The organism is Nocardioides sp. SYSU D00038, from assembly GCF_016924665.1.
Lineage (GTDB): Bacteria > Actinomycetota > Actinomycetes > Propionibacteriales > Nocardioidaceae > Nocardioides.
Genome location: NZ_JAFFJT010000026.1, coordinates 42,018 through 63,095 on the forward strand (window position 1 = coordinate 42,018; position 21,078 = coordinate 63,095).

General features: G+C 67.8%; 22 protein-coding genes. 7 read left to right on the forward strand and 15 right to left on the reverse strand.

Annotation, left to right across the window (positions count from 1 at the left end; all coding sequences use genetic code 11):
- The first annotated feature begins 117 nt into the window (after positions 1-117).
- Positions 118-819: a hypothetical protein gene (locus tag JT721_RS15770; protein WP_205474215.1), complete on the forward strand. Its 702-nt coding sequence runs from the start codon at positions 118-120 to the stop codon at positions 817-819.
- A gap of 210 nt (positions 820-1,029) precedes the next feature.
- Here the strand turns inward: JT721_RS15770 and JT721_RS15775 are convergent, their stop codons facing one another.
- The 3 genes from JT721_RS15775 to JT721_RS15785 all read right to left on the reverse strand — a co-directional run bounded on the left by JT721_RS15775 (position 1,030) and on the right by JT721_RS15785 (position 3,933).
- Positions 1,030-1,215, reverse strand: a complete 186-nt coding sequence (locus tag JT721_RS15775) for a DUF1508 domain-containing protein (protein ID WP_205474216.1) — start codon at positions 1,213-1,215, stop codon at positions 1,030-1,032.
- 1,546 nt (positions 1,216-2,761) lie between these two features.
- The gene (locus JT721_RS15780) at positions 2,762-3,145 is read right to left on the reverse strand and encodes a hypothetical protein (protein ID WP_205474217.1); all 384 of its coding nucleotides are present in this window, start codon (positions 3,143-3,145) and stop codon (positions 2,762-2,764) included.
- A gap of 143 nt (positions 3,146-3,288) precedes the next feature.
- On the reverse strand, positions 3,289-3,933 hold the full coding sequence (locus JT721_RS15785) for a hypothetical protein (RefSeq protein ID WP_205474218.1): 645 nt from the start codon (positions 3,931-3,933) through the stop codon (positions 3,289-3,291).
- A gap of 367 nt (positions 3,934-4,300) precedes the next feature.
- Between JT721_RS15785 and JT721_RS15790 the strand changes: the two genes are divergently transcribed.
- On the forward strand, positions 4,301-5,101 hold the full coding sequence (locus JT721_RS15790; RefSeq protein ID WP_205474219.1) for a cutinase family protein: 801 nt from the start codon (positions 4,301-4,303) through the stop codon (positions 5,099-5,101).
- 279 nt (positions 5,102-5,380) lie between these two features.
- On the opposite strand, the gene JT721_RS15795 is transcribed toward JT721_RS15790, so the two are convergent.
- From JT721_RS15795 to JT721_RS15815, 5 genes are all read right to left on the reverse strand, one after another.
- Positions 5,381-5,671 carry a hypothetical protein gene (locus JT721_RS15795; RefSeq protein WP_205474220.1) on the reverse strand — a complete coding sequence of 97 codons (291 nt, stop codon included), beginning with the start codon at positions 5,669-5,671 and terminating at the stop codon, positions 5,381-5,383.
- 1,235 nt (positions 5,672-6,906) lie between these two features.
- Entirely contained in the window at positions 6,907-7,161 is a 255-nt protein-coding gene (locus tag JT721_RS15800) for a DUF2188 domain-containing protein (RefSeq protein ID WP_205474330.1), read from the reverse strand.
- Positions 7,162-7,177: 16 nt separating this feature from the next.
- Positions 7,178-7,741: an excalibur calcium-binding domain-containing protein gene (locus tag JT721_RS15805; protein WP_205474221.1), complete on the reverse strand. Its 564-nt coding sequence runs from the start codon at positions 7,739-7,741 to the stop codon at positions 7,178-7,180.
- Between the two features lie 113 nt (positions 7,742-7,854).
- A complete protein-coding gene (locus JT721_RS15810; protein WP_205474222.1) occupies positions 7,855-8,847 on the reverse strand; it encodes a DUF4236 domain-containing protein in 993 nt (330 codons plus the stop codon).
- A gap of 41 nt (positions 8,848-8,888) precedes the next feature.
- A complete protein-coding gene (locus JT721_RS15815; protein WP_205474223.1) occupies positions 8,889-10,466 on the reverse strand; it encodes an ATP-dependent endonuclease in 1,578 nt (525 codons plus the stop codon).
- Between the two features lie 959 nt (positions 10,467-11,425).
- Here JT721_RS15815 and JT721_RS15820 point away from each other — a divergent pair.
- From JT721_RS15820 to JT721_RS15830, 3 genes are all read left to right on the forward strand, one after another.
- The gene (locus JT721_RS15820) at positions 11,426-11,665 is read left to right on the forward strand and encodes a hypothetical protein (protein WP_205474224.1); all 240 of its coding nucleotides are present in this window, start codon (positions 11,426-11,428) and stop codon (positions 11,663-11,665) included.
- Positions 11,658-12,137 carry a hypothetical protein gene (locus JT721_RS15825; RefSeq protein ID WP_205474225.1) on the forward strand — a complete coding sequence of 160 codons (480 nt, stop codon included), beginning with the start codon at positions 11,658-11,660 and terminating at the stop codon, positions 12,135-12,137. Before JT721_RS15820 ends, JT721_RS15825 begins: the two co-directional genes overlap by 8 nt.
- Before the next feature lie 143 nt (positions 12,138-12,280).
- Positions 12,281-12,436 carry a hypothetical protein gene (locus tag JT721_RS15830; RefSeq protein ID WP_205474339.1) on the forward strand — a complete coding sequence of 52 codons (156 nt, stop codon included), beginning with the start codon at positions 12,281-12,283 and terminating at the stop codon, positions 12,434-12,436.
- A 213-nt stretch (positions 12,437-12,649) separates the two neighbouring features.
- Here the strand turns inward: JT721_RS15830 and JT721_RS15835 are convergent, their stop codons facing one another.
- Positions 12,650-13,606, reverse strand: coding sequence for a YifB family Mg chelatase-like AAA ATPase (locus JT721_RS15835; RefSeq protein ID WP_240340879.1), 957 nt, complete (start codon positions 13,604-13,606; stop codon positions 12,650-12,652).
- Positions 13,603-13,971, reverse strand: coding sequence for a YraN family protein (locus JT721_RS15840; RefSeq protein ID WP_205474226.1), 369 nt, complete (start codon positions 13,969-13,971; stop codon positions 13,603-13,605). Before JT721_RS15840 ends, JT721_RS15835 begins: the two co-directional genes overlap by 4 nt.
- Before the next feature lie 224 nt (positions 13,972-14,195).
- On the opposite strand from JT721_RS15840, the gene JT721_RS15845 reads away from it, so the two are divergent.
- Together JT721_RS15845 and JT721_RS15850 are read left to right on the forward strand one after the other, a co-directional pair.
- Entirely contained in the window at positions 14,196-14,825 is a 630-nt protein-coding gene (locus JT721_RS15845; RefSeq protein WP_205474227.1) for a TadE/TadG family type IV pilus assembly protein, read from the forward strand.
- Positions 14,822-16,693: a pilus assembly protein TadG-related protein gene (locus tag JT721_RS15850; protein ID WP_205474228.1), complete on the forward strand. Its 1,872-nt coding sequence runs from the start codon at positions 14,822-14,824 to the stop codon at positions 16,691-16,693. Before JT721_RS15845 ends, JT721_RS15850 begins: the two co-directional genes overlap by 4 nt.
- Before the next feature lie 164 nt (positions 16,694-16,857).
- On the opposite strand, the gene JT721_RS15855 is transcribed toward JT721_RS15850, so the two are convergent.
- The 5 genes from JT721_RS15855 to lepB form a co-directional block, all read right to left on the reverse strand.
- Entirely contained in the window at positions 16,858-18,627 is a 1,770-nt protein-coding gene (locus JT721_RS15855; RefSeq protein ID WP_205474229.1) for a pilus assembly protein TadG-related protein, read from the reverse strand.
- Positions 18,627-19,133: a TadE family protein gene (locus JT721_RS15860; RefSeq protein ID WP_205474230.1), complete on the reverse strand. Its 507-nt coding sequence runs from the start codon at positions 19,131-19,133 to the stop codon at positions 18,627-18,629. Before JT721_RS15860 ends, JT721_RS15855 begins: the two co-directional genes overlap by 1 nt.
- Before the next feature lie 139 nt (positions 19,134-19,272).
- Positions 19,273-19,581 carry a DUF2469 domain-containing protein gene (locus JT721_RS15865; RefSeq protein ID WP_205474231.1) on the reverse strand — a complete coding sequence of 103 codons (309 nt, stop codon included), beginning with the start codon at positions 19,579-19,581 and terminating at the stop codon, positions 19,273-19,275.
- Positions 19,578-20,300, reverse strand: a complete 723-nt coding sequence (locus JT721_RS15870; RefSeq protein WP_205474232.1) for a ribonuclease HII — start codon at positions 20,298-20,300, stop codon at positions 19,578-19,580. The genes JT721_RS15865 and JT721_RS15870 overlap by 4 nt, the downstream gene beginning before the upstream one ends.
- The gene (gene lepB, locus JT721_RS15875; protein ID WP_205474233.1) at positions 20,297-21,067 is read right to left on the reverse strand and encodes a signal peptidase I; all 771 of its coding nucleotides are present in this window, start codon (positions 21,065-21,067) and stop codon (positions 20,297-20,299) included. The genes JT721_RS15870 and lepB overlap by 4 nt, the downstream gene beginning before the upstream one ends.
- Positions 21,068-21,078 lie beyond the last annotated feature (11 nt).

Sequence of the window (21,078 nt, forward strand, 5' to 3'; positions counted from 1 at the left end):
CATAGGCCCCGAGGCCGCGCGCTCGTAAGCCAGCGCTTCCTCGGCATCCGGTAGGGCCCGAGCACCGTCACTCTCCGCGGCGCTCGGGCCCTACCTACTTCGATAGGAGAGACACGGATGACACGCACGCAGGAACACAAGAGCCTCAAGACGGCTGCCGACCAGGCGACCAAGGCTCGCGAGACAGCAGAGGCCACGCGCGACGCCGCCGCCGCAACGCTCCAGGACGCCGAGCAGCACGCGCAATACCTACGCGACCAGGCTCAGGCTGGAGCTGCTGTGCAGGCTCTCGAGCTTGCCGCGGCGGATGCGCAGGTCGAGCTTTCTCTCAAAGCGCTGACTGGCGCGCAGGAGTGCCTCGATGCTGCTGTCGAGGTCGAGCGAGAGCATGTCGTCAACCTGGTGGCCTATGAGGTCGGTGACGAATGGCTCCCGGATCAGGTAGACGCCGCGACCCAGGAGCTCACTGACTCCGTAGTGGCGGGCGTTCGGGCTCTACTCGATCTTCTGCTGGATCGAGACGCCGCGAGCGATGCCGCCGGGCAGCGCCTTGTGGATGCGGGTCTGGCGCCAGGTCAGACCCTCGGGCGAGTGTCGTACCGCAGGGTGGGCGTGACCGAGTTCTCCAACGGCCGGTATCAGCCCGGGATGTATAACCTCGTGCTTGATGGCGTACAGCTCTCGCCCCGACGGGCCAGCGGCTCGACGCGCTTTGAGGAAGGGCCCAACCTCATCTTCAATACGCTAGTGCGTGCCCTCGCCGAAGTCGGGTTCAAGCTCGGCCGAAAGGGCGGCGGCATCGGAATCGTGCGGAGGTAGGCATCCCGATGTCCGACACCCCAGCTCGTACGGCTGACTGCTCGTGCCCCTGCACCTGCAGCGCCGAACCGCGCCCCACGATCGACGACCACGACGCTCAGCGCCGTGCACGCGAACTGCGAGCCGGACGCCTAGGCAACGGCTCGATCGACTCAGTCAGGTAAGTGGAGGCACCCCCGACGCCAGTTCGTCGGGGGTGCCAACCGGGGTCTACTCGCCAGTCAGGTCAACGACGCTCGCGCCGTCGGCTGCACGCTGCACAGCCTCGGTACCGCCGATCGCACTCGCCTTAGTCGTGTAGCTCTCGCTCGAGGCCACCTGTTCTCCGTTCGCGGCCTTGAGCCTGAACCGGTATCCGCCGCTCTTGTCCTTGAAGATCTCGAACTTGCCTGCCATACGGGTGCAGTCCTCTCGCGTGAAGGGTCTCGCCCATAGCGTCACGCGCTACTCGTCCCGACTTCAAGGGGACAGCCGCCCCCATCCGGTCATGTCCTCGCCACCACGCCTCACCAAGGAGTCCGCATGCGCCTCGGCCACTACTACGAATTGCTACTCGAGCAGGACGGCGACCGATTGGGCGTCTTCCCATGGGGACCAGGGGACGAAGGCGCGCCCTTCTTCCCTACGACCTGCTTGTACCTAGAAAGGGCCACGGATGAGCCTGGCCACGGTGTCGTGTTCAGCCTCACACCCGGCAACGTTGACGCTCTAAAGCGGTTGCTCGAGCTCTCGCTGGACCAGAGCAAGCGCGCCGGTTGAGCCAGCGCATCGGCATGGATTTCGAGATGCCCTCCTCCTGGCGCGGCCACTACCGCCTTCTGGTCGCGCGGTACATGGACGAGGCCGGCTTCTGCGAGCAATGCCCCACGAAAGCAGCACTGGGTGGAGACATGCCAGTTCCGTGCGAACGCGACGAGAGGGACCATTGTGAGCGCCTCTAAGCCTTTTCAGACCCCCCAGACGGGGCAGGCCCTTTGCGGATACCGCGCTTGTCGGCGATGGCTCCCAGAACGGCGCAGTCGCGGCCCACGTAAAGGCTTCTGTACCGAGCAGTGTCGCTACCGCGAACGCCATGCGGTCGACCGAGAGCGACGGGCGCCGAGGGAGCGAACACCCCAGTCGCCGACTCGTCCCATGGCCCGACGCTTTGATGTCGGGCACCGCTTCGTCGACACCGAGCTCACCTTGATGGAGCACACGCCGTCCAACGGCCGTTCAGGCACCTACGCTCTGTTCTCCTGCACCTGCGGGAGAACGAAGGAGCTCCAACTTCGCTACGTCGCAAGCGCAACCACACGCACATGCGGCGATCGAAGCGCCCACCCACATCCTCGGCGAGTGGACAACCCGTCGGTCGGTGCAGTGCATCAACGACTTTCAAACACCGTTGCTCCTGCGCGCGAGCTGCCCTGCATGGTGTGTGAGCACGTAGGCGAGGGCAACGCGTGGGCCTACCGCCACAACTCCTCCGAGGCACGGTCGCAACTAGCCGGGAAGGACAGAGGGCAGGTCTACTCGATCCACCCCGGCGACTACGTCGTCATGTGCCGTCGCCACCACACGCGGTTCGACAGAGCACACGCCCGCACCACTCCACTCGGCACTCTGTCCCTGGCTCACGTCGCCCTAGCCGAGGCGTTCACTCCCGACTACGACGCGTGGAAGAAGGACCAACATGGCCAGACCTGTTGAACTGCAACTCGACGTCAGCGACGCGGCAGTGCAGCGTCGTGCTGCCGCGTGGCAGTGCCGAGCCTGTGAGTCTCCGCTAGACGACGGCCTGAAGGCCCGGTTCTGCAACTCCACATGCCGGATGCGCTTCACGCTCTGCTGCCGCCGAGCGAACGCCGATCATCGAGCCTCCTATACCCGACCATGAGACACATGCCGCCCCAACCACACTTCACGGTGGTTGGGGCGGTTTCGTGTCTTCGACGTCCTCTTAGCCCACCCAGATGGTCTGCTTGTGCTTCGTGGCCTTGAACGATCCGGTCACCACCCGGTAGCCCACGTTGGTCCAGCCGAAGAATGTCTTCTTGAAGCAGCGGGCGTTGATCTGATACTTGACCGTCTTCTTCAGCGCCACCTTGGGGTAGACGATGTTGTCGCCGTCGCGTTCCCAGTTGATCGTCCGGGAGCCGCCGCTCCACTGGAAGTTGGCCTGCACGTCCCGCACCTTCACCCCTGGTGTGCCGCACACCCTGTCGTTGACGACCACGTACACCCAGCCGTACTGGGTGGCGGCGTTGGCCGGTGGGGACAGCGTGACCAGCGCAGCCGTCAAGAGCATTGACGTTGCAAGCGAAAACGCACGAAAGAGGGTCATGTCGGGTCTCCTACGGGTCGCTGGATACGGTCAGACAAGTTACAAACTCGGACGCTGGGGTGCCCATCTCGTGACGCAGCTCGATGCCGTGGTCTAGGCCAACCTCAGGCACCCCAGTCACCGTCGTGACTGCTGGCTGATGGTCAGGGTCGACCTAGGCTGATGCGTCGCGTTCCTCGTTGCGGAAACCGGTCGTAGCCCTCAGCGTCGCCGTAGTAGTACTCCGTCTTGATGGAGATTCGTTTCGTCTGAAACTGCGATGACTGGAGACAGCGCTTGGGAATGATGAACGTGACGGTGGGCCTCCCAAGCTTGGCTCGGAAGCCGCTGCAGGGCACCGTGATGGGGTTGAACTCGCCGGGGTAGAAGCGGGCAAGCCACTTGCGGGGCCGCTCGCCCTCGATGAGTGTCTGATCGATCGCTGCCCAGTAGCCGGGGTCATCCCCTGATGCCCTGAGGAAGAGGTGCACGCTGAGCCGCTCACGAACGCTACTAGCCGGATCGAACGTGATCTTGGCCCGCACTTGGTGGCGGGTGATGCCAGCGCGCACCTTGCGAATGTCCGCATCCCACGCGCCGGTCTCGACACCGCCGCCGAAGACACGGAGTCTCACATCGTTGTTCTTGTCGGCGAATGTCTGCAATCTGGCAGAGGTCTTGAGTGGGTACGCCGTCGCGCTTGCCGCCTCCTGGGGCGAAGAGGCGACGCTCCCAGAACTAAGACCGCTGGCGACGATGACCCCAACGAGGGCTGCGGTTGCGAGGACCACGCGCTGATTGCGAATCATCGTTCTTCTCCTGTGCGGACATTCATGGACCAAGGTGGCGGGGTTTCGTGCGTCTAGGCGCGACCTCCCCCGGCGTTGACCCCCCACGCGCGTGGGCGGATCCGGGGGACGTCGCCTCGCCAGGTGTGTGGCACAGGAGCGGCGAGGCCGGGCCTAGGCGACCCGGTGCCGACGATTGTGCCCCGGCCGCGTGCGCTTGAACAGGGTTGGGGAACCAAACTGCCCATGTTGATCGACACCTACGTCTAGCGCGCCCGGTCGGGGTGAATGACATTCGGCGACCACGTCCTGGGCGCGCGGCCGATTTGACCGTGAGGGTCAGTGTTCGGAGTGCAGGCAGCGCGCGGTTCCCCTACTATCGCAGCGCATGGGGACTCGTAGAATCGCAGCTGGCGCACTAACACTCGCCGCCGCCGTCGCTGCCTCACTGGTAACAGCCGCCGCGCCCGCGGCAGCGCAACTCACAACGACCAGTTCGAAATGCGCGAGCCTGGTGGTGATCGGCGCTCGCGGTTCCGGCCAAGAGGCTTCATCATCGGGATCGACCAAGGGATTCGGACCTCAGGCGGCTGCGGGCATCAAGAGCGCCCTCACGCGGGTCAAGCGGACGGGCACAGTTCGGTTCCGTAGCCTGACGAAGTCTGAGTATCCGGCGATCTCGGTGAACTGGACTACGGCTTTCGACCGCGGCCCATACTGGAAGAGCGTCGGCGCGGGTGCTCGCAGCACGATGAGCAACGTGAAGAACATCGCGGCCGCATGCCCGAAGACAAAGTTCGCCCTCGTCGGCTACAGCCAGGGGGCCTCGGTCGTTAGGTGGGCCATACGCGACCTGCCGGATAGCCTGAAGGACAAGGTGGTGCTGGTTGGCCTGATAGGCGACCCGGAGCGCCGCGGATTCAACCAGACTACGCCGGAGATTGGCCACCACGTCTTCTTCACAAGTGGCACCACCATGTACGGAAGCGGCGCACTCGGGGCGGGTCCCGTTCTTCCCAAGCGGCGCGGTTCAGCCGTGGTCACGGCCTGCCACCTCAATGACGACATCTGCAACCGCAGCGGCGCCTTCTCGATGTCGGCACACACCGGCTACTACCAGTCGACGACCGGAGCTTCCAAGATCGGCAGCGGCTTCTACATCGCGCTGTTCAATAACGGGTTCCGGTAGGAGCAGCTGAGCCGGGCGGGTCGATGGGCGCGCCGACGGGCCGGAACTACTAGAGGCGGAGGGGTGGCGCGGCGGGCGAGCTCTGATTCAGACATCGTGCTTCAGGTGCCCTGTCATCGCCGCGGCCTGGCCGAGCCAGCAACCAAACGAGCCGAGCGGCTCGCAAGCCGCGACGTGCTCGGGTGACGGGGGACCAGCCAAGCCGTCTTACGACTGGGGCACGACCGGGGGCGCGACGCGGGAACAGAGTCGGCACGTCCTACGCCGCTGTCCCGGTCCTCAGGGCGACGGGCGCCACCAAGCAATTTCGCCGCCTTTCAAAGCCCTCAGGGCTATCCACACCACGAGTCCGACGGCCAGGCCAACGCCGTACCACCAGACGTCTTGCGGGTCGGTCTTGGTGCTCTTGATGTTGGTGACGATGAAGCTCACAACCACGCCGGAGAACAACGCACCGAACACTCCTGTCAGGTTGGCGACGCCGTGCTTCGGCATCCGGGCAACGAAGTACATGGCGATGTATGCGGCGACCGCCCCGACCGCGGCGATACCGATCTCAGCAGCATCCATGGTGACCTCCAAGCAGAGACGGACTGCTGCCGAGGGTCTGCCTGAGAGCCGGCCTACGCCATAGCCCATTTGGGCTGGCCTAGGCAGGGACGAGCCGCCCCGCCCACCCAGCGCGGGGGATTTGGGAGGGGGCGGGTCGTCCTTGGAACCCCATGGTTTGGGAGACGACCCGCACCCTCCTCGAAGTGGGGCAAGGCATTTGTCCAGACGCCGTGCCCAGTCGAGGAACGAGGGAGCCGGCGGATCGTGACGTGAAACCGACTGCTCTTCACGCGCTGTTCAACGAGCCTTGCCTCGAGCGCGAGGGCTTGAGCCGCTGGGTCCCTCACGACCGACGAGCCTCGGTTCGGGGCGAAGGGCAACAGCGACATGGGCGAGCTGAGGGCCTACGCCATCTGCGGGGCCGCGTACATCAACGCCCGTCTGCACCAGCAGTTTCATGACGATCTCGAAGAACTGGTCCAGGCACTCGCGCAGGAGCGACCTCGCCAGGAGGGTGGACGGGGCGGCAGCGGCGCATAGGCCCACCACATTCCTGCTCCAGGTGACCCGACGGAATCGTCAAGTTTCCGCCGCATCATGCCCGGGTACACGTTGTGCGTGGAACTGCCCTAGTCACCTAGGCGGTACGTCCGGTGCAGCCGCGGGGCGATGATCGCCACCCACGAAGCCAGCTCCCGAGGTGAGGCCCTCACCTGGGCCCACAACCTCGCCACCGAGCGGGGCATCGACCCCTGGCTGCTTTACGAGCTCGCCGACAACAAAGACGGCACCCTATGGTCGCAAGCAGCGCCGAGCTTGACCGCTGAGGCGGCGGAGGCCGCTAGGTCGCGTCCTGATGCCGCGCCTGGGTACTGGCGTGCCATGACCACTGCACCTATCGAGCCCGCGTCCGATCCTGCCCTGACACCCGATGCCGACCCGGCCGGCTCCCCCACGCCCGGCATCGACCCCCAGGGCCCCACCCCCGAGTTACCTGAGCCGGAACCGGCTGAGGAGTCCTAGACAACGCCCCGTCGTCCTAGGTTCAAGCATGCTGCGGGCTGCGAAGCGACTGTGATGCACCACGCACTCGTGGACTGCGGCGTCTCCAGGCCCTGAAGTTGCCCGGGCCGCGATCATCGCGGCGATCACCTCTCGTCCATGTCGCCACCGGCGTCGAGATCCTCACCGACAACCGCAGCAGGCACCCCTCCGGAGCGAGCGGAGGGGCGCCTGCTGCCCAAGGCGTTGCCCTAGTGCTTCGTGTCCCGAGCGGGACTCTCGTTGCGCGAGCCCGAGTCGCTGTCTCGCCACCGTCCATCACGACCCTGAATGCGCACCTCCCCGTCACCACCGAGGTTCTCCACGATCTCCTTTGCACGACCGATAGCTTCTGCCTGGGTGTCGAAGTGATCGGAGACCCGTTCGTGGTTCTCCTTCACCACGTCCCACCCACCGCGCTCCTGGTTTCTCACTACGTAGCGGTCGTTGTCGTTTCCCTTGCCCATCTCTGCTCCCAAGTTGTTAACGAATGCAGCCGAAGTCCTTGTAGGTCCGCCGGTACTTGCGCGTGGCCGGCACCATCACGCGGAAGCAAGATCCCTTCGGACCGGCGATCGGCACCCTGAACTTCCCGGTGCCGGGCTTGGTCCTGGTCCTGGTGAGGTAGCGCCATCCGCGCTTCTTAATGTTGCGCTGGATCTGGATTCGCTGGCCCTTGTAGGTCGTCACCTTGCCAACCGCTCGGAAGCGATTCGTGTTGCGGACCTCCTCGCCCCGCACCTGGATGTTGTGCTTCTTCTTGGCCCCACCGCCGGCGTGACCATCGCCGCCCCCGCCGCCCCCACCTGTGCTGTTGTTGCAGGGGCAGGGGTTCGACTCACAGGCGACACCGTCGCCATCAGAGTCCAAGCCGTCGGGGTCGCTGTGTGGGCCCCCGTGGTTCAGGAAGTAGTTCTGAGCGGCGGCTTGGGAATCGAAGTCGGTGCAGTTGGCGTCTCGAGCTTGCGCTGGAGAGGCGCTCACGAAGCCCATGAGAGCGCCTAGGGCGAGGATGAGACTTGCGAAGGCGGCGATGCGAACGCGCATGGGGTGCACCTCTCTCGATGTGACCCCCGTCACGGCGACGGGCTGCCGACGCTAGGTCGCGCTCGCCTTGAAAGCCATAGCGCAAGTGGGTGGGGCGAACTAGGTTGCCCGGGTCAGTCCTTTAGGGCGGCCAAACGCTCGGCCACGCCGGGAAATGTCGAGTCCTCCGCTAGCACTCGCTCAAAGTCCTTGCGCGCCATGGCCTTCTTGTTCTCCGCCAAGTAGCACAACCCACGCTCAATCAGCGCGTAGTGGCGGATAGCGTTGTCACGGGATCGCGACTTAAGCGCCTCTTTGAAGGCTTCGCGTGCTGCCGTGTGGTGTCCGAGCTCGCGAAGGGCGACCGCACGGAAAGCCACAACCAGAGCCGACGCGTCATCCTCGTTGCGCACCCCGTTGCTCACGTCCACCACGTCGTCATACCTGCCTGCTTCGAGGTAGAGCTCGCAAAGGGACACGGCGGCAACCAGGGACGGGTCTAGGCCCTCGGCCACCTCGATTGCGGCCGCGAGGTTGCCGGCCTCCTGCTCGAGTTCTGCGAGGGCTAGCCCAAGTGCGTCCCGAGAGATGGGGACCGAGGCGCTCACCCCACTCGCGACGCTCAAGGTCACGCTGCTGTTGCCGATGTACTTCTGGACGAAGGGATGTGCGGCAGCATCCACACCAGTTGACCAGGCCCAGCGACATGCCTGAAGGGCCCGTTCGTTCTCACCCGCTTGCATCGCCAGAAGCCCGTCGAAGGTGGCGACCAAACCTGCCTCCTCAGGGTAGGTCTGAGCGATGCGTGGCAAGTCACTGGCGTTCTGGCCGATGAGAGCCTTGTGCAGTTCTTTCTCCCACTTGGGCGCAAGAAGCCCCGGCTTCACGGGACGCGGGGACTGAACGGGCGGTCGGGCAGCCGGTGCCTGTCGACGTCCGCCGCCCCCGACGGTCTTGGTGTGCGACAGACCCGAGCCCGGGATGCCAACCGTGCGGGTGACTCGGCCCGATGCCGTGCGGGTGACCCGTGCTCCTCGTACGCCGGCCGAGGCACTTATCCCGCTCTTGCTCACCGTCATGCGTACACCCGGCATCACCTTGAAGCTCTTGCGTGCCCGGAAGCCCATCCTCGGAGGCTAACCGCTGCGCGACTGCCGTCAAGGGCCTTTTAAGGGCAGCTCAGCAAGGGTTCCAACATGTCGCGAGCTGGGAGACACGACTCGTGACCTCGTTGCTCGAGCATCTCGCTTACCCATGCGGAACCGTGTAGTGCGATGGTGCGATGGAAACTCTCCATCTCTCCCACGGGCACGACCAGCAAGCCCACGTCTCTTAAGGCCCCGAGCAATGCGTCCAGGCGCCCTGTCGGCTCACCCGGCGGTACGGCGGCCCGACCTGCTTCTTTGAGCCTCGGCCAGAGTTGCTGTCGATTGCACGGGTCTGCGAAGGCGACGTAGTCCCCGCGCATCTCCTCCGTCCAGGTACCTCCTAGGGATCGCACCAAGCGCACAACTGTCGCTTGATCGTTGAGCAAGTCGAAGTCGGCGATGGCGAAAGTCCTGACTCCTAAGGGCGTCAGGGCGCCAGCCATGGATGCCATTCTCTGTTTGCCGCCACTAGGGACAAAGAGAACGTCATCAGCGAGATGTGTTCGCCCACGGGTGCGCGCGACGTCGTCTAGGACGGCAGCGTAGAACCTACAGTCGCCGTCAGACTCGGTGATGACAACCGAATTGTGGAAGAGGCCTTGGAGCGCGTTTGAGTAGCGCATGACTGGGTCTGCCCAGAGGCTCAGAACTTCGCTGTGGTCAATGGACTGAATGTAGTTTCGATCACCTTCACGCCTCAGTCGCATGAGTCGCACGGGCGCCTGTTGAGCATCTACCAAACCGAGCACAAAGTCGCGATCGTGTGTCGCAACCACGACCTGTATGTCTCTCGCCGCTGACTCACGCGCAAGCCATCGTCCCAAGGCTCGCGCCTGCCCTGGATGCAGGAACGCCTCAGGTTCGTCCACCAACATAATTCCGTAGGCTTCGGTGAGCACTTGAACTGCTAGTCCAACGAAACTCCTCACCCCATCTCCCTGCCGTTCGAGAAGGGGGAGGGCAGCGACCGCGTCTGAGTACTCGGGTGTTGGCAGGTTGATGGGCGGCACGTCCGCCTCGGGCGTGCCCACGCGCAATCGGACATTGCCGTTCACCCTGTCGAGGGTTAGCGCGAGCCCAAACGTCTGCTCGGCCAAACTTGACAGCTCGCGCTCGAGGTGACCGTTCCGGAAGAACTTGACCAATGGGTGACCGGGATTGATCTCTACCCCGCCGTCGCCCACCCCGGAACTTGCGACGTATCCCAAGCTACCGGCCGAGGCGTGCCAGACGAACCAACCCTTCAGTAGCCCTACTCCATCCCCGTTTTGGTAAACCATCGAAAAGTCGTCTGGGCGAATGGCAGATCCCCCGCCGCGAGGAAACAAGTGACCATCCTGAGGACTCGATGGATCCGGGTAACCGTTGGCTCGCACGAAATCTACGACCTCCGCCGAGGAGGCAGGTGACTTCTTTACCTGCAAGTCCTCAAGGACTATGGGATTAAAGGCCGGCAACATCAAGCCTTCGATATCTCGCAGAAGTTGCGACTTTCCCACATTGTTGCCCCCGACTACGCAGGTCACACCCGCAGGGTTGAACTCGATCCTGTCGCCGCTTGAGAGCGTGGCCGAGCCAAGACGGACTCGCACAACCATGTGTCAGAGTCTCTCATTGCAGGTCGCGGTTGGGGCTCAAGGCAGAGCATCGATCTGCAGCTTCGTTAGAGGGACCCCCAGCGCGCGGGCCGAATCCTTGACGGCGAGGCTCGCGAGTTGGCCGACCGACTCCTGCAGAGTGGTGGCTGGCTGCGCGAAGAATCCCGTTGACGCGCTGACGGTTTCCATCTCTCGCAACAATCCAGCAACCGCGGTTTCAGGCGATCGACCGCCCCGTAGGGCGTCCTCGACGTTCGCTAGGTGCTCTACAAGGCGTGCCCGGCCTGTCGAGTGAAGTGCAGACGACTGCAAGGCCTCGGCCAATAGGTCTTGTATCAAGACCAACGCTCGACTCACGGCGGTCTCTGGGGGTAGGTGCTGCATCGCACCAGCCATACATCTCGGCGGCGGGTGCCCATCGATCTTCCCCGCGATGCGCCGGTTCTGATACCTGATGGACGAGAGGCCGGCCCTGGGGGTATGACCCCATTGGCAACTTCGCCCACCACCGCATGTGGTTAGCAAGCGAGATCCTGCGGAGGTTTCCAGGTCCGAGAAATTAACTCGTCACGTTCGCGCCAACGACTTGGCATAGTGCTTGACCTGCGAGAACGCCGTCCGGGTGGCACTGGATATCGCTTACTATCACATGAGCGAATCGGGTCGTCGACCCCGATCTGTCTATACAGATCCTATCATTCAGCGATGCCCCTTGGGAATGGCGAACATTCGTCATAGGCGCAATGGTCTGTATCCGGCAAAGTTCTCAATGTCGCACCAGGGACCAGCTCGGGGATACCGGGGGCGACAGGGCCCCGCATAGCCGCATCGCGCCTCTCGGAGGCGGCAACTTGGGCCGGCAGGCGACGAGACTGCCGGGCGGCTATGCGGGGCTTTCTCGTTCACCGACCCCCCAAGGAGCCCCCGAGCCCATGACCCTCTCAACTACGCCCTCCAGCGTGACCGCCCACCAGATCGATCTGCCGGCGGGCCGTACCACAACCCTGACAGTGGATGACGACCACGAGGACTACCGCGTGACGATCGTCCACGAGATTCACGGTCACGAGCTGGCCATCCTCGATAGCGAGCTCGCGCGGTTCGGCCTCGAGCTGCTTGATCCTGACGAGTGCCCGGCCAGACCGATCGGCGGCGGCCTGTGGGAGTTCTACGCTCGGAGAGTGACGCGCGATGAGTGAGACCCGGCTCGGAGTCGATCGGTATTGCCGGGTTGCCTCCTGCTCTGGCGAGCATGCAGACGACGAGGTGTGGCACGGCACCTTGAACGGCTACAAGAAGCACGCCTGCCGGTGTTACGAATGCAAGTTTGCCAAGCGGGATGAGTATGAGAAGTACCGAGAGGCCGACCTTGAGCGGTCAGCGCGCTACCGAGCGGAGAACGCCGACGCCATTCGGGTCTATAACCGCGAGCGGTACGAGCGCTATCGGGCGTCATGCTTGGCGATAGGCAAGGCGGCCTATTCGGAAACGGCGCGTCTCGCCCGCGAAAGAGCCGTGGTGTTTGGCGGCTACGCGCCCAGTGAGGACCAGTTTCTGATCGAGACCCACGAGACCCACACTCGAGTTCAACAGGCACTGGTACTTGGTCGGACGTACGGCTCCGTTCGGTCGCGCATTACGCGATTGCGCAAGGCTGGAGTCGTGGCGTGAAGGCAACCTCTACTGCGGGCCTGCCCGCGCAAGGGTGAGAGGGTCGCACGACGAACGTCCACCCGGCCCACTCACCGTCGAGCAGGAGCGTGCGCTACTGCTGTTCGGCAAGGTGCGCCCTCGTCCGAACGAGGATGGTGGCGATGGCTGAGCTGGAGTTCAGCGAGGCTTCCGAAGGGCTCGCCGAGCACCTAGCCAAGGCGCCCCCGCTCAGTCGTCAGCAGGAGGAGAACCTTGCTCGCCTGGATGCTCTCGCCATAGCGGAACTAGCCGCGAAGCGGTGTGCACGTGAGCCGTGATGAGTGGCTTAGACGCTGGCTGGCGAAGGCGCCGCCACTGAGCGGCGAGCAACGACGCAACCTCGCGGTCCTCCGCGACGCGGTGCGACGCCGGAAGGATCTCGAAGAGCGACCTAGGCAGTCCTGAAGCAGTGCGGCCGGGGCGCTCGTGCGCTCCTCTCTCGGGATCAACACTCCCTGGGCTGCGCTTCCAAGTCGCAGCGTGACACACGGTTAACGTGACTTGTCCATGAACAGCACGCCGGTGTGGGCCCGGCTGATCTCGCCGGGCCGGACCTGACCGGTGCCGCCGCCGACGACGCTCGCCTTGGTGGCGTCGTGGTGGGGTGCCGAGAACGGCGGCCGTACCAGCAGCCCGTCGCCGGGTTCGAGCGCCCCGGCCAGCGAGTGGATGGCCGTCAGCTCGAGCGCCTCCTCCCGGGACAGGTCGGGCAGGATGCCGGGCAGCCGCTCGACCAGGCTGGTCTTGCCCGACCCCTTGGGGCCGGACAGCAGCAGGTGGTGGCCGCCCGCGGCCGCCACCTCGAGCGCGAACCGCGCGTCGGCCATGCCGTGCAGGTCGGCGAGGTCGACCTCGTCGAGCCGGTCGTCGCCGCGCCACGACAGCAGCCGGGCCCAGGACAGCGGCGCCACCGGCGGCGCGGGTGGCACCTCGTCGCCGCGCAGCTCGGCCAGCACCTGCAGCAGCGAGCGCATGCCGAAGACCGCCATGTCGGGCACCATGGCCGCCTCTCCGGCCTGCGGCTCCGGCACGAAGACCCGGCGGATGCCGCGCTCGGCCGCGGCCAGCACCATGGGCAGCACTCCCTGCACCGGCCGCAGCCCGCCCGAGAGCGTCAGCTCGCCGATCATCGCGGTGTCGCGCAGCAGCTCCTGGTCGAGCTTGTCGTCGGCGGCCAGGACGGCCGTAGCGATGGCGAGGTCGAAGTGGGTGCCGGTCTTGGGCAGGTCGGCGGGCGAGAGCAGCACGGTCGTACGACGGGTCGCGGGCCAGTCGAAGCCGGAGTTGATCACCGCCATCCGCACCCGGTCGCGCGACTCCTGGAGGGTGGCGTCGGCGCGCCCGACCAGCACGGTCGCCACCTGCCCGGGGCTGATGTCGGCCTGGACGTCGATGAGGTGGCCCACCGCGCCGCGCAGCGAGACCGAGTGGGCGGTCGCGAAGCTCATCCGCCGAGCCCCCGCACGTGGTCGACGAGCGCGGCACCGCGGGGTGGGCGCACCACGGCGACCAGGTCGATGCGCACGTGGTCGCAGCGCACGCCGTGCTGCTCCATCCACAGCGCCGCGAGCCGCTGCAGCCGGGCCAGCTTGACCTCGTCGACGGCCTGGTGGGGGGTGCCGGCGGCCGTGCTCCGACGGGTCTTGACCTCGCAGACCACGAGCACGTCGCCGTCGCGCAGCACCAGGTCGAGCTCGCCCGCCGTGCAGCGCCAGTTGCGGTCGAGCACCACCATCCCCCGCTCCACGAGGTGGCGGGCCGCGATCGTCTCGCCGTAGGCCCCCAGGGCCCGTCTGCTTGCTGCCGTCGTCATGTCGTGACCTCCTGCCCCGAGCCTCGGGGAGTTCGGGCCCGGGCGGGGCGGAGCGGGGTCCGGCTGTGGAGATCGGCCGCGCGGGCATGGCCTGTGGAGGCCACGTGGACTATCCGATCGGTCGGACTCCCGCCACGAAGGGGTCATTTGCCCGCGGACCGGGGACCCGGGGGCCCGGCCGTCACTAGCCTTCGGGTGTCCGTCAACCGGGGAGGGTGTGAGGGATGTCCGCGCGTGTGCGCTCGGGGGCCCGCGGTGCCGTGGCGCTGGAGGCTGCGCTGGTGACCCCGCTGGTGATGCTGCTGGCCCTGGGCATCGTCGAGCTCGCCATGCTGGTCAAGAACGACGTCGCGCTCACCTCCGCCGTGCGCACCGGCGGCCGCACCGCGTCGGCCAACGCCGGCGCGGGCCCGGGCGGCACCGCCGAGGGTGGCGACTGCCTCTCCCCCTGCTCCCCAACCAACGCCCCGATGCTCGCCCAGCTGGCCGCCAACGCGATCGAGCGGGCCGGCACCGCGCTGCCCCGCGACTCCATCGAGGAGCTGTGGATCTACCGGGCCAACGACGAGGGCTACCCCGGCGCCGACGGCAGCAAGACGTGGACCTGCGCGAGCAGCTGCGTGCGCTACGTGTGGGTGCCGGCCAAGGACTCGTTCCGCTACTACGGCGGCAGCTGGGCCAGCGCCCAGATCAACGCCTGCCCCACGGTGGCCGAGAACGTCGGGATCTACCTGCGGGTCACCCACTCGTTCGTGACCGGGCTGTTCGTCGACGAGATCGACCTCGAGGACCACGCGGTCTTCACCTTCGAGCCGCTGCCGACCCTCACCTGCGCGCCGGGTAAGCACCCGTGACCCGATCGTCCCCCCGGCGGGCCCGCGACGACGCGGGCTACGCCGCCCTGCTCGTCGCCTTCCTGGCGGCGTTCGTCTTCCTCGGCCTGGCCGCGGTGGGCGTCGACACCGCCCGCTGGTACCTCGAGGCCGAGCGGGTGCAGAAGGCCGCGGACGCCGCCGCGCTGGCCGGCGTCACCTACATGCCCACCGACCTGGCCAAGGCGACCTCGGCCGCGCTCGCGGTCGCCGCCGACAACGGCTACGCACCCGGCGACGACGCCGCCGTGCAGGTCGAGCGCGGCGGCACCGCGAGCCAGCTGCGGGTCACGGTCACCAGCACCATCCCCAACACCTTCGGCGCCTACCTGGGGCTGAGCGAGTCGAGCATCAGCCGCTCCGCCACCGCCGACTACACCGCGCCCGCCCCGATGGGCAGCCCCTGCAACACCTTCGGCAACGAGCCGCCCAGCCAGCCCGCGCCCGCGCCGCAGCCGCAGGGGACGGCGCTGCCCGCGAGCCCGTTCACGACCTGCCCCAAGAACGCCACGACCGGCACCTCCTACCCCCAGTTCTGGGCGGCGCTGGAGGGCCCGAGCACCGACAAGGTGCAGGGCGACCGCTACGGCACCACCGACTGCACGGGCACGAGCAACAGCGGGACGACCTACCGGTGCGGCAGCGGCAGGAACTCCGAGACCCGGCCGGCCGGCTACTTCTTCACCGTGCACGTCGAGCCCGAGGCGATCGGCACGCCGGTGTCGGTGCAGGTCTACGACCCCGCCTACGTGCACACCACCATCGACTGCTCGCTGCTGCCGGCCAGCACCGCGGTGCCCAACGCCGCCAACCATTGGACGACCACCGACGGCAAGGCGCGCTACACCTCCGAGAGCACCGGCACCCGCTACTGCTCCGGCGACTACAACCCCGGCTCGTCCTCGGCGGCCTCCGACCCGCCCACCACGTCGTTCGTGCTGCGCCAGCAGACCTCCACCTACAACCCGCTCTCCGGCGCGGCGATCGCGGGCTGCACCAAGCAGTTCCGGGGCATCCGCCCGAGCGGCTCGAGCACCACCGACCAACGCACCTGGTTCACCAACGCCCTGCGCCGCTACACCACGACCGGCACGACCAACGCGGCGTACAACCCCGAGCTGGCCCGGGTCTTCCACCAGTGGGTCGAGCTGTGCACCTTCACACCGTCCCGCGCGGGCGACTACTACCTGCAGGTGCGCACGAACGTCGCCCTGGGCGGCTCCCCGGTGGTCAACAGGAACGAGCGGGGCACGACGTTCAGCTCGATGGTCTACGAGGACAACTCGGCCGTGGCCTCGGCGACCGGCAACACCCCCTCCGGCACGGGCCTCAACGCGTTCTCGGTGCGGGCGGTCCCGTCGAGCACGACGATGCGCACCCAGGTGTCGGTGTCGGGCTCGGACTCGATGCCGATCCTGCAGAACGTCGCCGGCTCCACCGCGGTCTTCAACCTGGTGCGGGCGCTGCCGGGCACCCACGGGCAGTACATCACCTTCGACGTCTTCGACGCCGCCGACGGGGCCACCACCAGCAGCGCCACGATCCGGGTGCTCAAGCCGCTCGACGCCACCGGCTCGCTGGCCTCCGCCGCCCAGGTGCCGGGCTGCCGCGGCGCCAAGAACGGCGGCACGTTCGCCGCGCTGAGCAACTGCACGGCGACCGTGCGCAGCTCGACCCACGACGGCGCGCTGCAGAACATCGTGGTGCCGATCCCCCACGACTACGGCTGCGACGCCACCACCCTCGGTGGCTGCTGGTTCCGGGTCGAGGTGAGCTTCCCGGGCACGGTCACCGACTTCACGACCTGGGACGCCAACATCGGTGGCGACCCGGTGCGGCTGGTCGACTGAGTCGCCCCCCGGGGGTCACCCCGGGCGTCGCCCCGGGACGGCGTTTGCGGGTGGGCGACCGGGTCGGCCGGCCCGGCCGGGCGCTCCCCCGGCCGGGTCGGCCGTCCCCCCGTGGTCGGGCCCCGTGGTCGGGCCCCGTGGTCGGGCCCCGTGGTCGGGCCCCGTCAGCCCCGCAGCACCGGCTGGTTGCACTGGGCAGCTGCGAGCACCCGGACGTCGGCACCAGCCAGGTGCAGGCCCAGCGCGTCGGCCAGCGGGCCGACCAGGCCGTTGACCCGCCCGATGAGCGGGTTGACCGTCGTGGTGAGCAGGTTGGCCACCGTGGTGGTGATCAGGCCGGTGGCGCCGAGCAGCCCGTTGACGACGCCGTTGACCGTGGTGACCACCAGGCCCTGCACGGCCTGCCCGAGCGGGAGGCCGAGGAGCCTGACGTCGGCCAGGGGGACGTTGGCGATCCGGATGTCGCTGATCGTCAGCGCGGTGGTGGTGCGCAGGGTGGCGTCGGGCAGCACGTGGTCGCCGCCGTCGACGGACTTCACCGAGCCGTAGGCGTCCGGCGGGACGGTCCAGGTCACGGTGGTCCCGGGGTTGGCGCCCTGGCCGAGCCGACTCTCGGCGGTCTGGCCGAGGTGGATGTCGGCGGTGATCAGACCGGTGAGCAGCGGGATGCCGAGCAGGTTCGCCTGCCCGATGCCGATGTTGTCGCCGGTGATGCCGAGCTCGGTCACCACGCTCAGGCTGGCCAGGGAGGTCACGACGTCGACCGGCACCACGTCGGGACTGCAGGTGACCTCGTCGAGGCGACCGGTGGCCTCGGCGGTGCGCACCGCCACGGTGAGCGGTCCGCCGATCCGGATCGTGCCGCCGAGCGGCACCGGCACCGTCGTGCCGACGGCGCCCGAGGCATCGAGCCGCACCTGGGCGGTGGTCGCCGTCGCGCCCCGCTTGCCGCAGGCCAGCCTCGGCCCCTCGATGATCGACAGCGACTGGGTCGTGCTGGCGAGGTTGGGCAGGTTGAGGTCGAGCCCGGGCACGGCGGCGAAGTGGTCGCCGTTCGCCACGAACACCGCACCGCCGATCAGGTCGAGCACGCTGAGCTCGGCGATCAGCGCGGCGTCGCCGGCGGTCGACAGCGCGAGCACGTCGGCGACGTCGATGACCGTCGAGGCCACCACCGACGTCTGCGCGAGTCCCTCGAGCACGGTGGCCTGCACGACGCTGGTGGCGTCGCCCCGGTCGCGCAGCACGTCGGCGGCGGCGAGCATCAGGTCGGCCACGGTGAGGTCGTCGAGCGCGAGCAGCTCGTCGACGCTGCCCACGCCGATGTGGTCGGACTGCACCAGCCCGAGCAGGTCGACGGTGGCGGCGGCCAGGCCCTGGTAGCCGACCACGTCGAGGTCGGTGTCGCCCAGCAGCGGGTTCAGCAGCGCGACCAGGGTGCCGGGGGCGCGGTTGAGGCCCACCGCGAACGAGCCGATCGTGAAGCAGGCGTTGCTGTCGGCGATGCCGACGGCCGAGCGCGAGGCGTTGCCGCGCCCGGGCATCAGCGCGAAGTCGATGCCCGACCGGGCGGTGACCTGCACGGCGGTGGGCGGGTCGACGCCGGGTGCGAAGACCCCGGCGTCGGTGACCGCGCCGAGCTCGTAGTCGACGACGAGGTCGTCACCGAGGGCCGAGCCCTCCTGCTGGGCCACGCTCTTGGTGCGCTGCGACTCCATCACCGGGGCCAGCGCGGCCGCCGGCCGCCCGTCGAGGTGGCGGGCGAGGTCGAGGGCCACGACGTCGGCGACGGCCTGCATGTCGCGCCGCACCACCCGCTGCATGCCGAGGTCGACGGCGAACGCCGCCACCACCACCAGGCCCACGACCATCGCCGCGACCACCGGCACGACCGAGCCGCGCTCGTCGCGCCGTGGCCGGGCCGGGGCGCGCATCAGCTGACCTCCGCGGCCGCGGTGTAGGACAGCTCGTCGGGCAGCACCAGCCCGACGCCGGGGACCGACGGGATGAGCGGGTGCGCGGCGTACTCGTGGACCAGGCTGACCCGCGCGCACGAGGCGGTGGGGGTCTGCTGGCAGGCCGCGATCGTCACCGTGCAGGTGCCGACGTCGGCGGAGTCGCGGCGCAGCGCCCCGGACGCCGAGGTGGCCGCCCCGGCGGCGGTGGCGGCGCAGCTGACGCCGTAGGAGCCGAGCGACTCGTTGACGGCGTTCACCGCGGCGGTGAGCTTCGCCCCCGACGTCGTGCTCGGCAGCGCGACCGCGGCGGCCCGCGCCCCCTCGGCGGCACCCTGGCTCAGCCCCTGGCGGTAGCTGAGCATGTAGCCGTAGTTGATGAGGCCGAACGTGAGCAGCAGCAGCACGGGCACGATCAGGGCGAACTCGACCGCTGCCGCTCCCCCGTCCGTGCGTCGCTGCTGGCGCTTCCCTCCACCGGACATGCGTGTACCCGCTTCTCGCTCCCTCGAGATGGCGATCCCTCAATCGCCGGCTGCGAATCTAGCCGCGCGGGGAGCCGGGCGTGGCCGAGTCGCGGAAACTCGACCGATCGGCCGAGCCGATGGTCTGGACCGGGGCGGGCTAGGACTTGGGGAGCTCGATCTCGCTCTGGTTGAGCTCCTCGACGTTGACGTCCTTGAACGTCAGCACCTTGACGTTCTTGGCGAAGCGGGCCGGTCGGTACATGTCCCACACCCAGGCGTCGGCCATCGAGACCTCGAAGAACACCTCGCCCGACTCGGTGCGCGCCTTCACGTCGACCTGGTTGCACAGGTAGAAGCGGCGGTCGGTCTCGACGACGTACTTGAAGATGCCGACGACGTCGCGGTACTCCCGGTAGAGCGTGAGCTCCATCTCGGTCTCGTACTTCTCGAGCTCCTCGGCGCTCATGCACTCTCCTGGTCGTGGGTGGCCGGGTCGGCGACCACGGACTCATTCTGCCCCTCGGGCAGCGGCTCGAGCCCGGCGGCCCGCCGCACGTTGACGAATCGCATCCGGTGCACCGGCGAGGGCCCGTGGCGGGTGAGCGCAGCCGCGTGCACGTCGGTGATGTAGCCCTTGTGGGTCTTGAAGTCGTACGCCGGCCACTCGGCGTCGAGCTCGGTCATGATCCGGTCCCGGGTCACCTTGGCCAGCACCGAGGCGGCGGCGACGCAGGCCGCGACCCGGTCGCCCTTCCAGACCGCGAGGCCCGGCACGCCGAGGCCGTCGACGGAGAACCCGTCGCTCAGCACGTACGACGGCGTGACGTCGAGCAGCGCCACGGCCCGTCGCAGCGCCTCGACGTTGGCGACGTGCATGCCGAGCCGGTCGCACTCCTCGTGGGAGACCACGACCACCGACCAGGCCAGCGCCCGTCGCACCACCTGGTCGTAGCAGCGCTCGCGGGCACGGGCGGTGAGCAGCTTGGAGTCGGCGAGGCCCGGGACGATGCCCGCCCTGCCCGGCGGCAGGATCGCCGCGCCGGCGACGAGCGGGCCGGCGCAGGCGCCGCGCCCGGCCTCGTCGACCCCCGCGACCAGGTCGATGCCGTGGCGGCGCAGCGCGCGCTCGTAGCCGTAGAGCCCGGCGTCGCGCCGGACCGTCGCACCGCGAGGGAGCGTGCTCACTTCTCCGGGTCGGGGACGTCGTCGAAGCTGTCGGCGCGGCCCACCCCGGAGAAGTGCGACAGCGGCCAGACCAGCGCGAACACCTTGCCGACCACGAGGTCGACCGGCACGAACTCCTGGCCGCTCACGCAGTCGGTCTCCTCGGGGGTGCACATGTGCACGGTCGAGTCGGCGGAGTCGTCGCGGTGGTCGCCCATCACGAAGACGTGCCCCTCGGGCACCGGGCCGGCCTGCCAGCTGCAGTTGCCGGTCATCGGGCCGTTGCACTTGGCCTTCTTGCGGTCGAGGGTGACGTAGTCGTCCTCGTCGAGCGCCTGGCCGTTGACCGAGATCCGGCCGTCGGCGTCGCAGCAGGTGATCACGTCGCCGGCGGTGCCGATCACCCGCTTCACCAGGTGGCCGCCCTCGGGGTAGAGGCCGACCTTCGCCAACAGCCCGGTGACGCCGCCCTCGGGGCCGGCGTCGGCGGCGCCCAGCCAGCCGCCGGGGTCCTCGAAGACCACCACGTCGCCGCGCTCGGGCTCGCCGAACCAGTACGACGGCTTCTGCACCAGGATCCGGTCGTTCTTGACCAGCCCGGGCTCCATCGACTCCGACGGGATGTAGAAGGCCTGCACCAGGAACGCCTTGATGACCACGGCGAGCACCAGCGCGAAGCCCAGCAGCAGCAGGCTCTCCTGCCACACGGGGAGGCTGGCGCGCTTGCGCTCGGCCGGGTCGCCGCCCGGGTCGGACGACGTGGCCGGCGGGGCCTGCTCTGAGGTCACCGGGTGAGTGT

Bases quoted from the DNA above. Each gene is read 5' to 3' on its own strand.
- JT721_RS15770 (WP_205474215.1), top strand. From the start codon at position 118: ATGACACGCACGCAGGAACACAAGAGCCTCAAGACGGCTGCCGACCAG.
- JT721_RS15835 (WP_240340879.1), bottom strand. From the start codon at position 13,606: ATGAGCTTCGCGACCGCCCACTCGGTCTCGCTGCGCGGCGCGGTGGGC.
- JT721_RS15790 (WP_205474219.1), top strand. From the start codon at position 4,301: ATGGGGACTCGTAGAATCGCAGCTGGCGCACTAACACTCGCCGCCGCC.
- JT721_RS15800 (WP_205474330.1), bottom strand. From the start codon at position 7,161: ATGGGCAAGGGAAACGACAACGACCGCTACGTAGTGAGAAACCAGGAG.
- JT721_RS15785 (WP_205474218.1), bottom strand. From the start codon at position 3,933: ATGATTCGCAATCAGCGCGTGGTCCTCGCAACCGCAGCCCTCGTTGGG.
- JT721_RS15795 (WP_205474220.1), bottom strand. From the start codon at position 5,671: ATGGATGCTGCTGAGATCGGTATCGCCGCGGTCGGGGCGGTCGCCGCA.
- JT721_RS15845 (WP_205474227.1), top strand. From the start codon at position 14,196: ATGTCCGCGCGTGTGCGCTCGGGGGCCCGCGGTGCCGTGGCGCTGGAG.
- JT721_RS15775 (WP_205474216.1), bottom strand. From the start codon at position 1,215: ATGGCAGGCAAGTTCGAGATCTTCAAGGACAAGAGCGGCGGATACCGG.
- JT721_RS15825 (WP_205474225.1), top strand. From the start codon at position 11,658: ATGAGTGAGACCCGGCTCGGAGTCGATCGGTATTGCCGGGTTGCCTCC.
- JT721_RS15780 (WP_205474217.1), bottom strand. From the start codon at position 3,145: ATGACCCTCTTTCGTGCGTTTTCGCTTGCAACGTCAATGCTCTTGACG.
- JT721_RS15840 (WP_205474226.1), bottom strand. From the start codon at position 13,971: ATGACGACGGCAGCAAGCAGACGGGCCCTGGGGGCCTACGGCGAGACG.
- JT721_RS15860 (WP_205474230.1), bottom strand. From the start codon at position 19,133: ATGTCCGGTGGAGGGAAGCGCCAGCAGCGACGCACGGACGGGGGAGCG.
- JT721_RS15865 (WP_205474231.1), bottom strand. From the start codon at position 19,581: ATGAGCGCCGAGGAGCTCGAGAAGTACGAGACCGAGATGGAGCTCACG.
- JT721_RS15810 (WP_205474222.1), bottom strand. From the start codon at position 8,847: ATGGGCTTCCGGGCACGCAAGAGCTTCAAGGTGATGCCGGGTGTACGC.
- JT721_RS15855 (WP_205474229.1), bottom strand. From the start codon at position 18,627: ATGCGCGCCCCGGCCCGGCCACGGCGCGACGAGCGCGGCTCGGTCGTG.
- JT721_RS15830 (WP_205474339.1), top strand. From the start codon at position 12,281: ATGGCTGAGCTGGAGTTCAGCGAGGCTTCCGAAGGGCTCGCCGAGCAC.
- JT721_RS15815 (WP_205474223.1), bottom strand. From the start codon at position 10,466: ATGGTTGTGCGAGTCCGTCTTGGCTCGGCCACGCTCTCAAGCGGCGAC.
- JT721_RS15805 (WP_205474221.1), bottom strand. From the start codon at position 7,741: ATGCGCGTTCGCATCGCCGCCTTCGCAAGTCTCATCCTCGCCCTAGGC.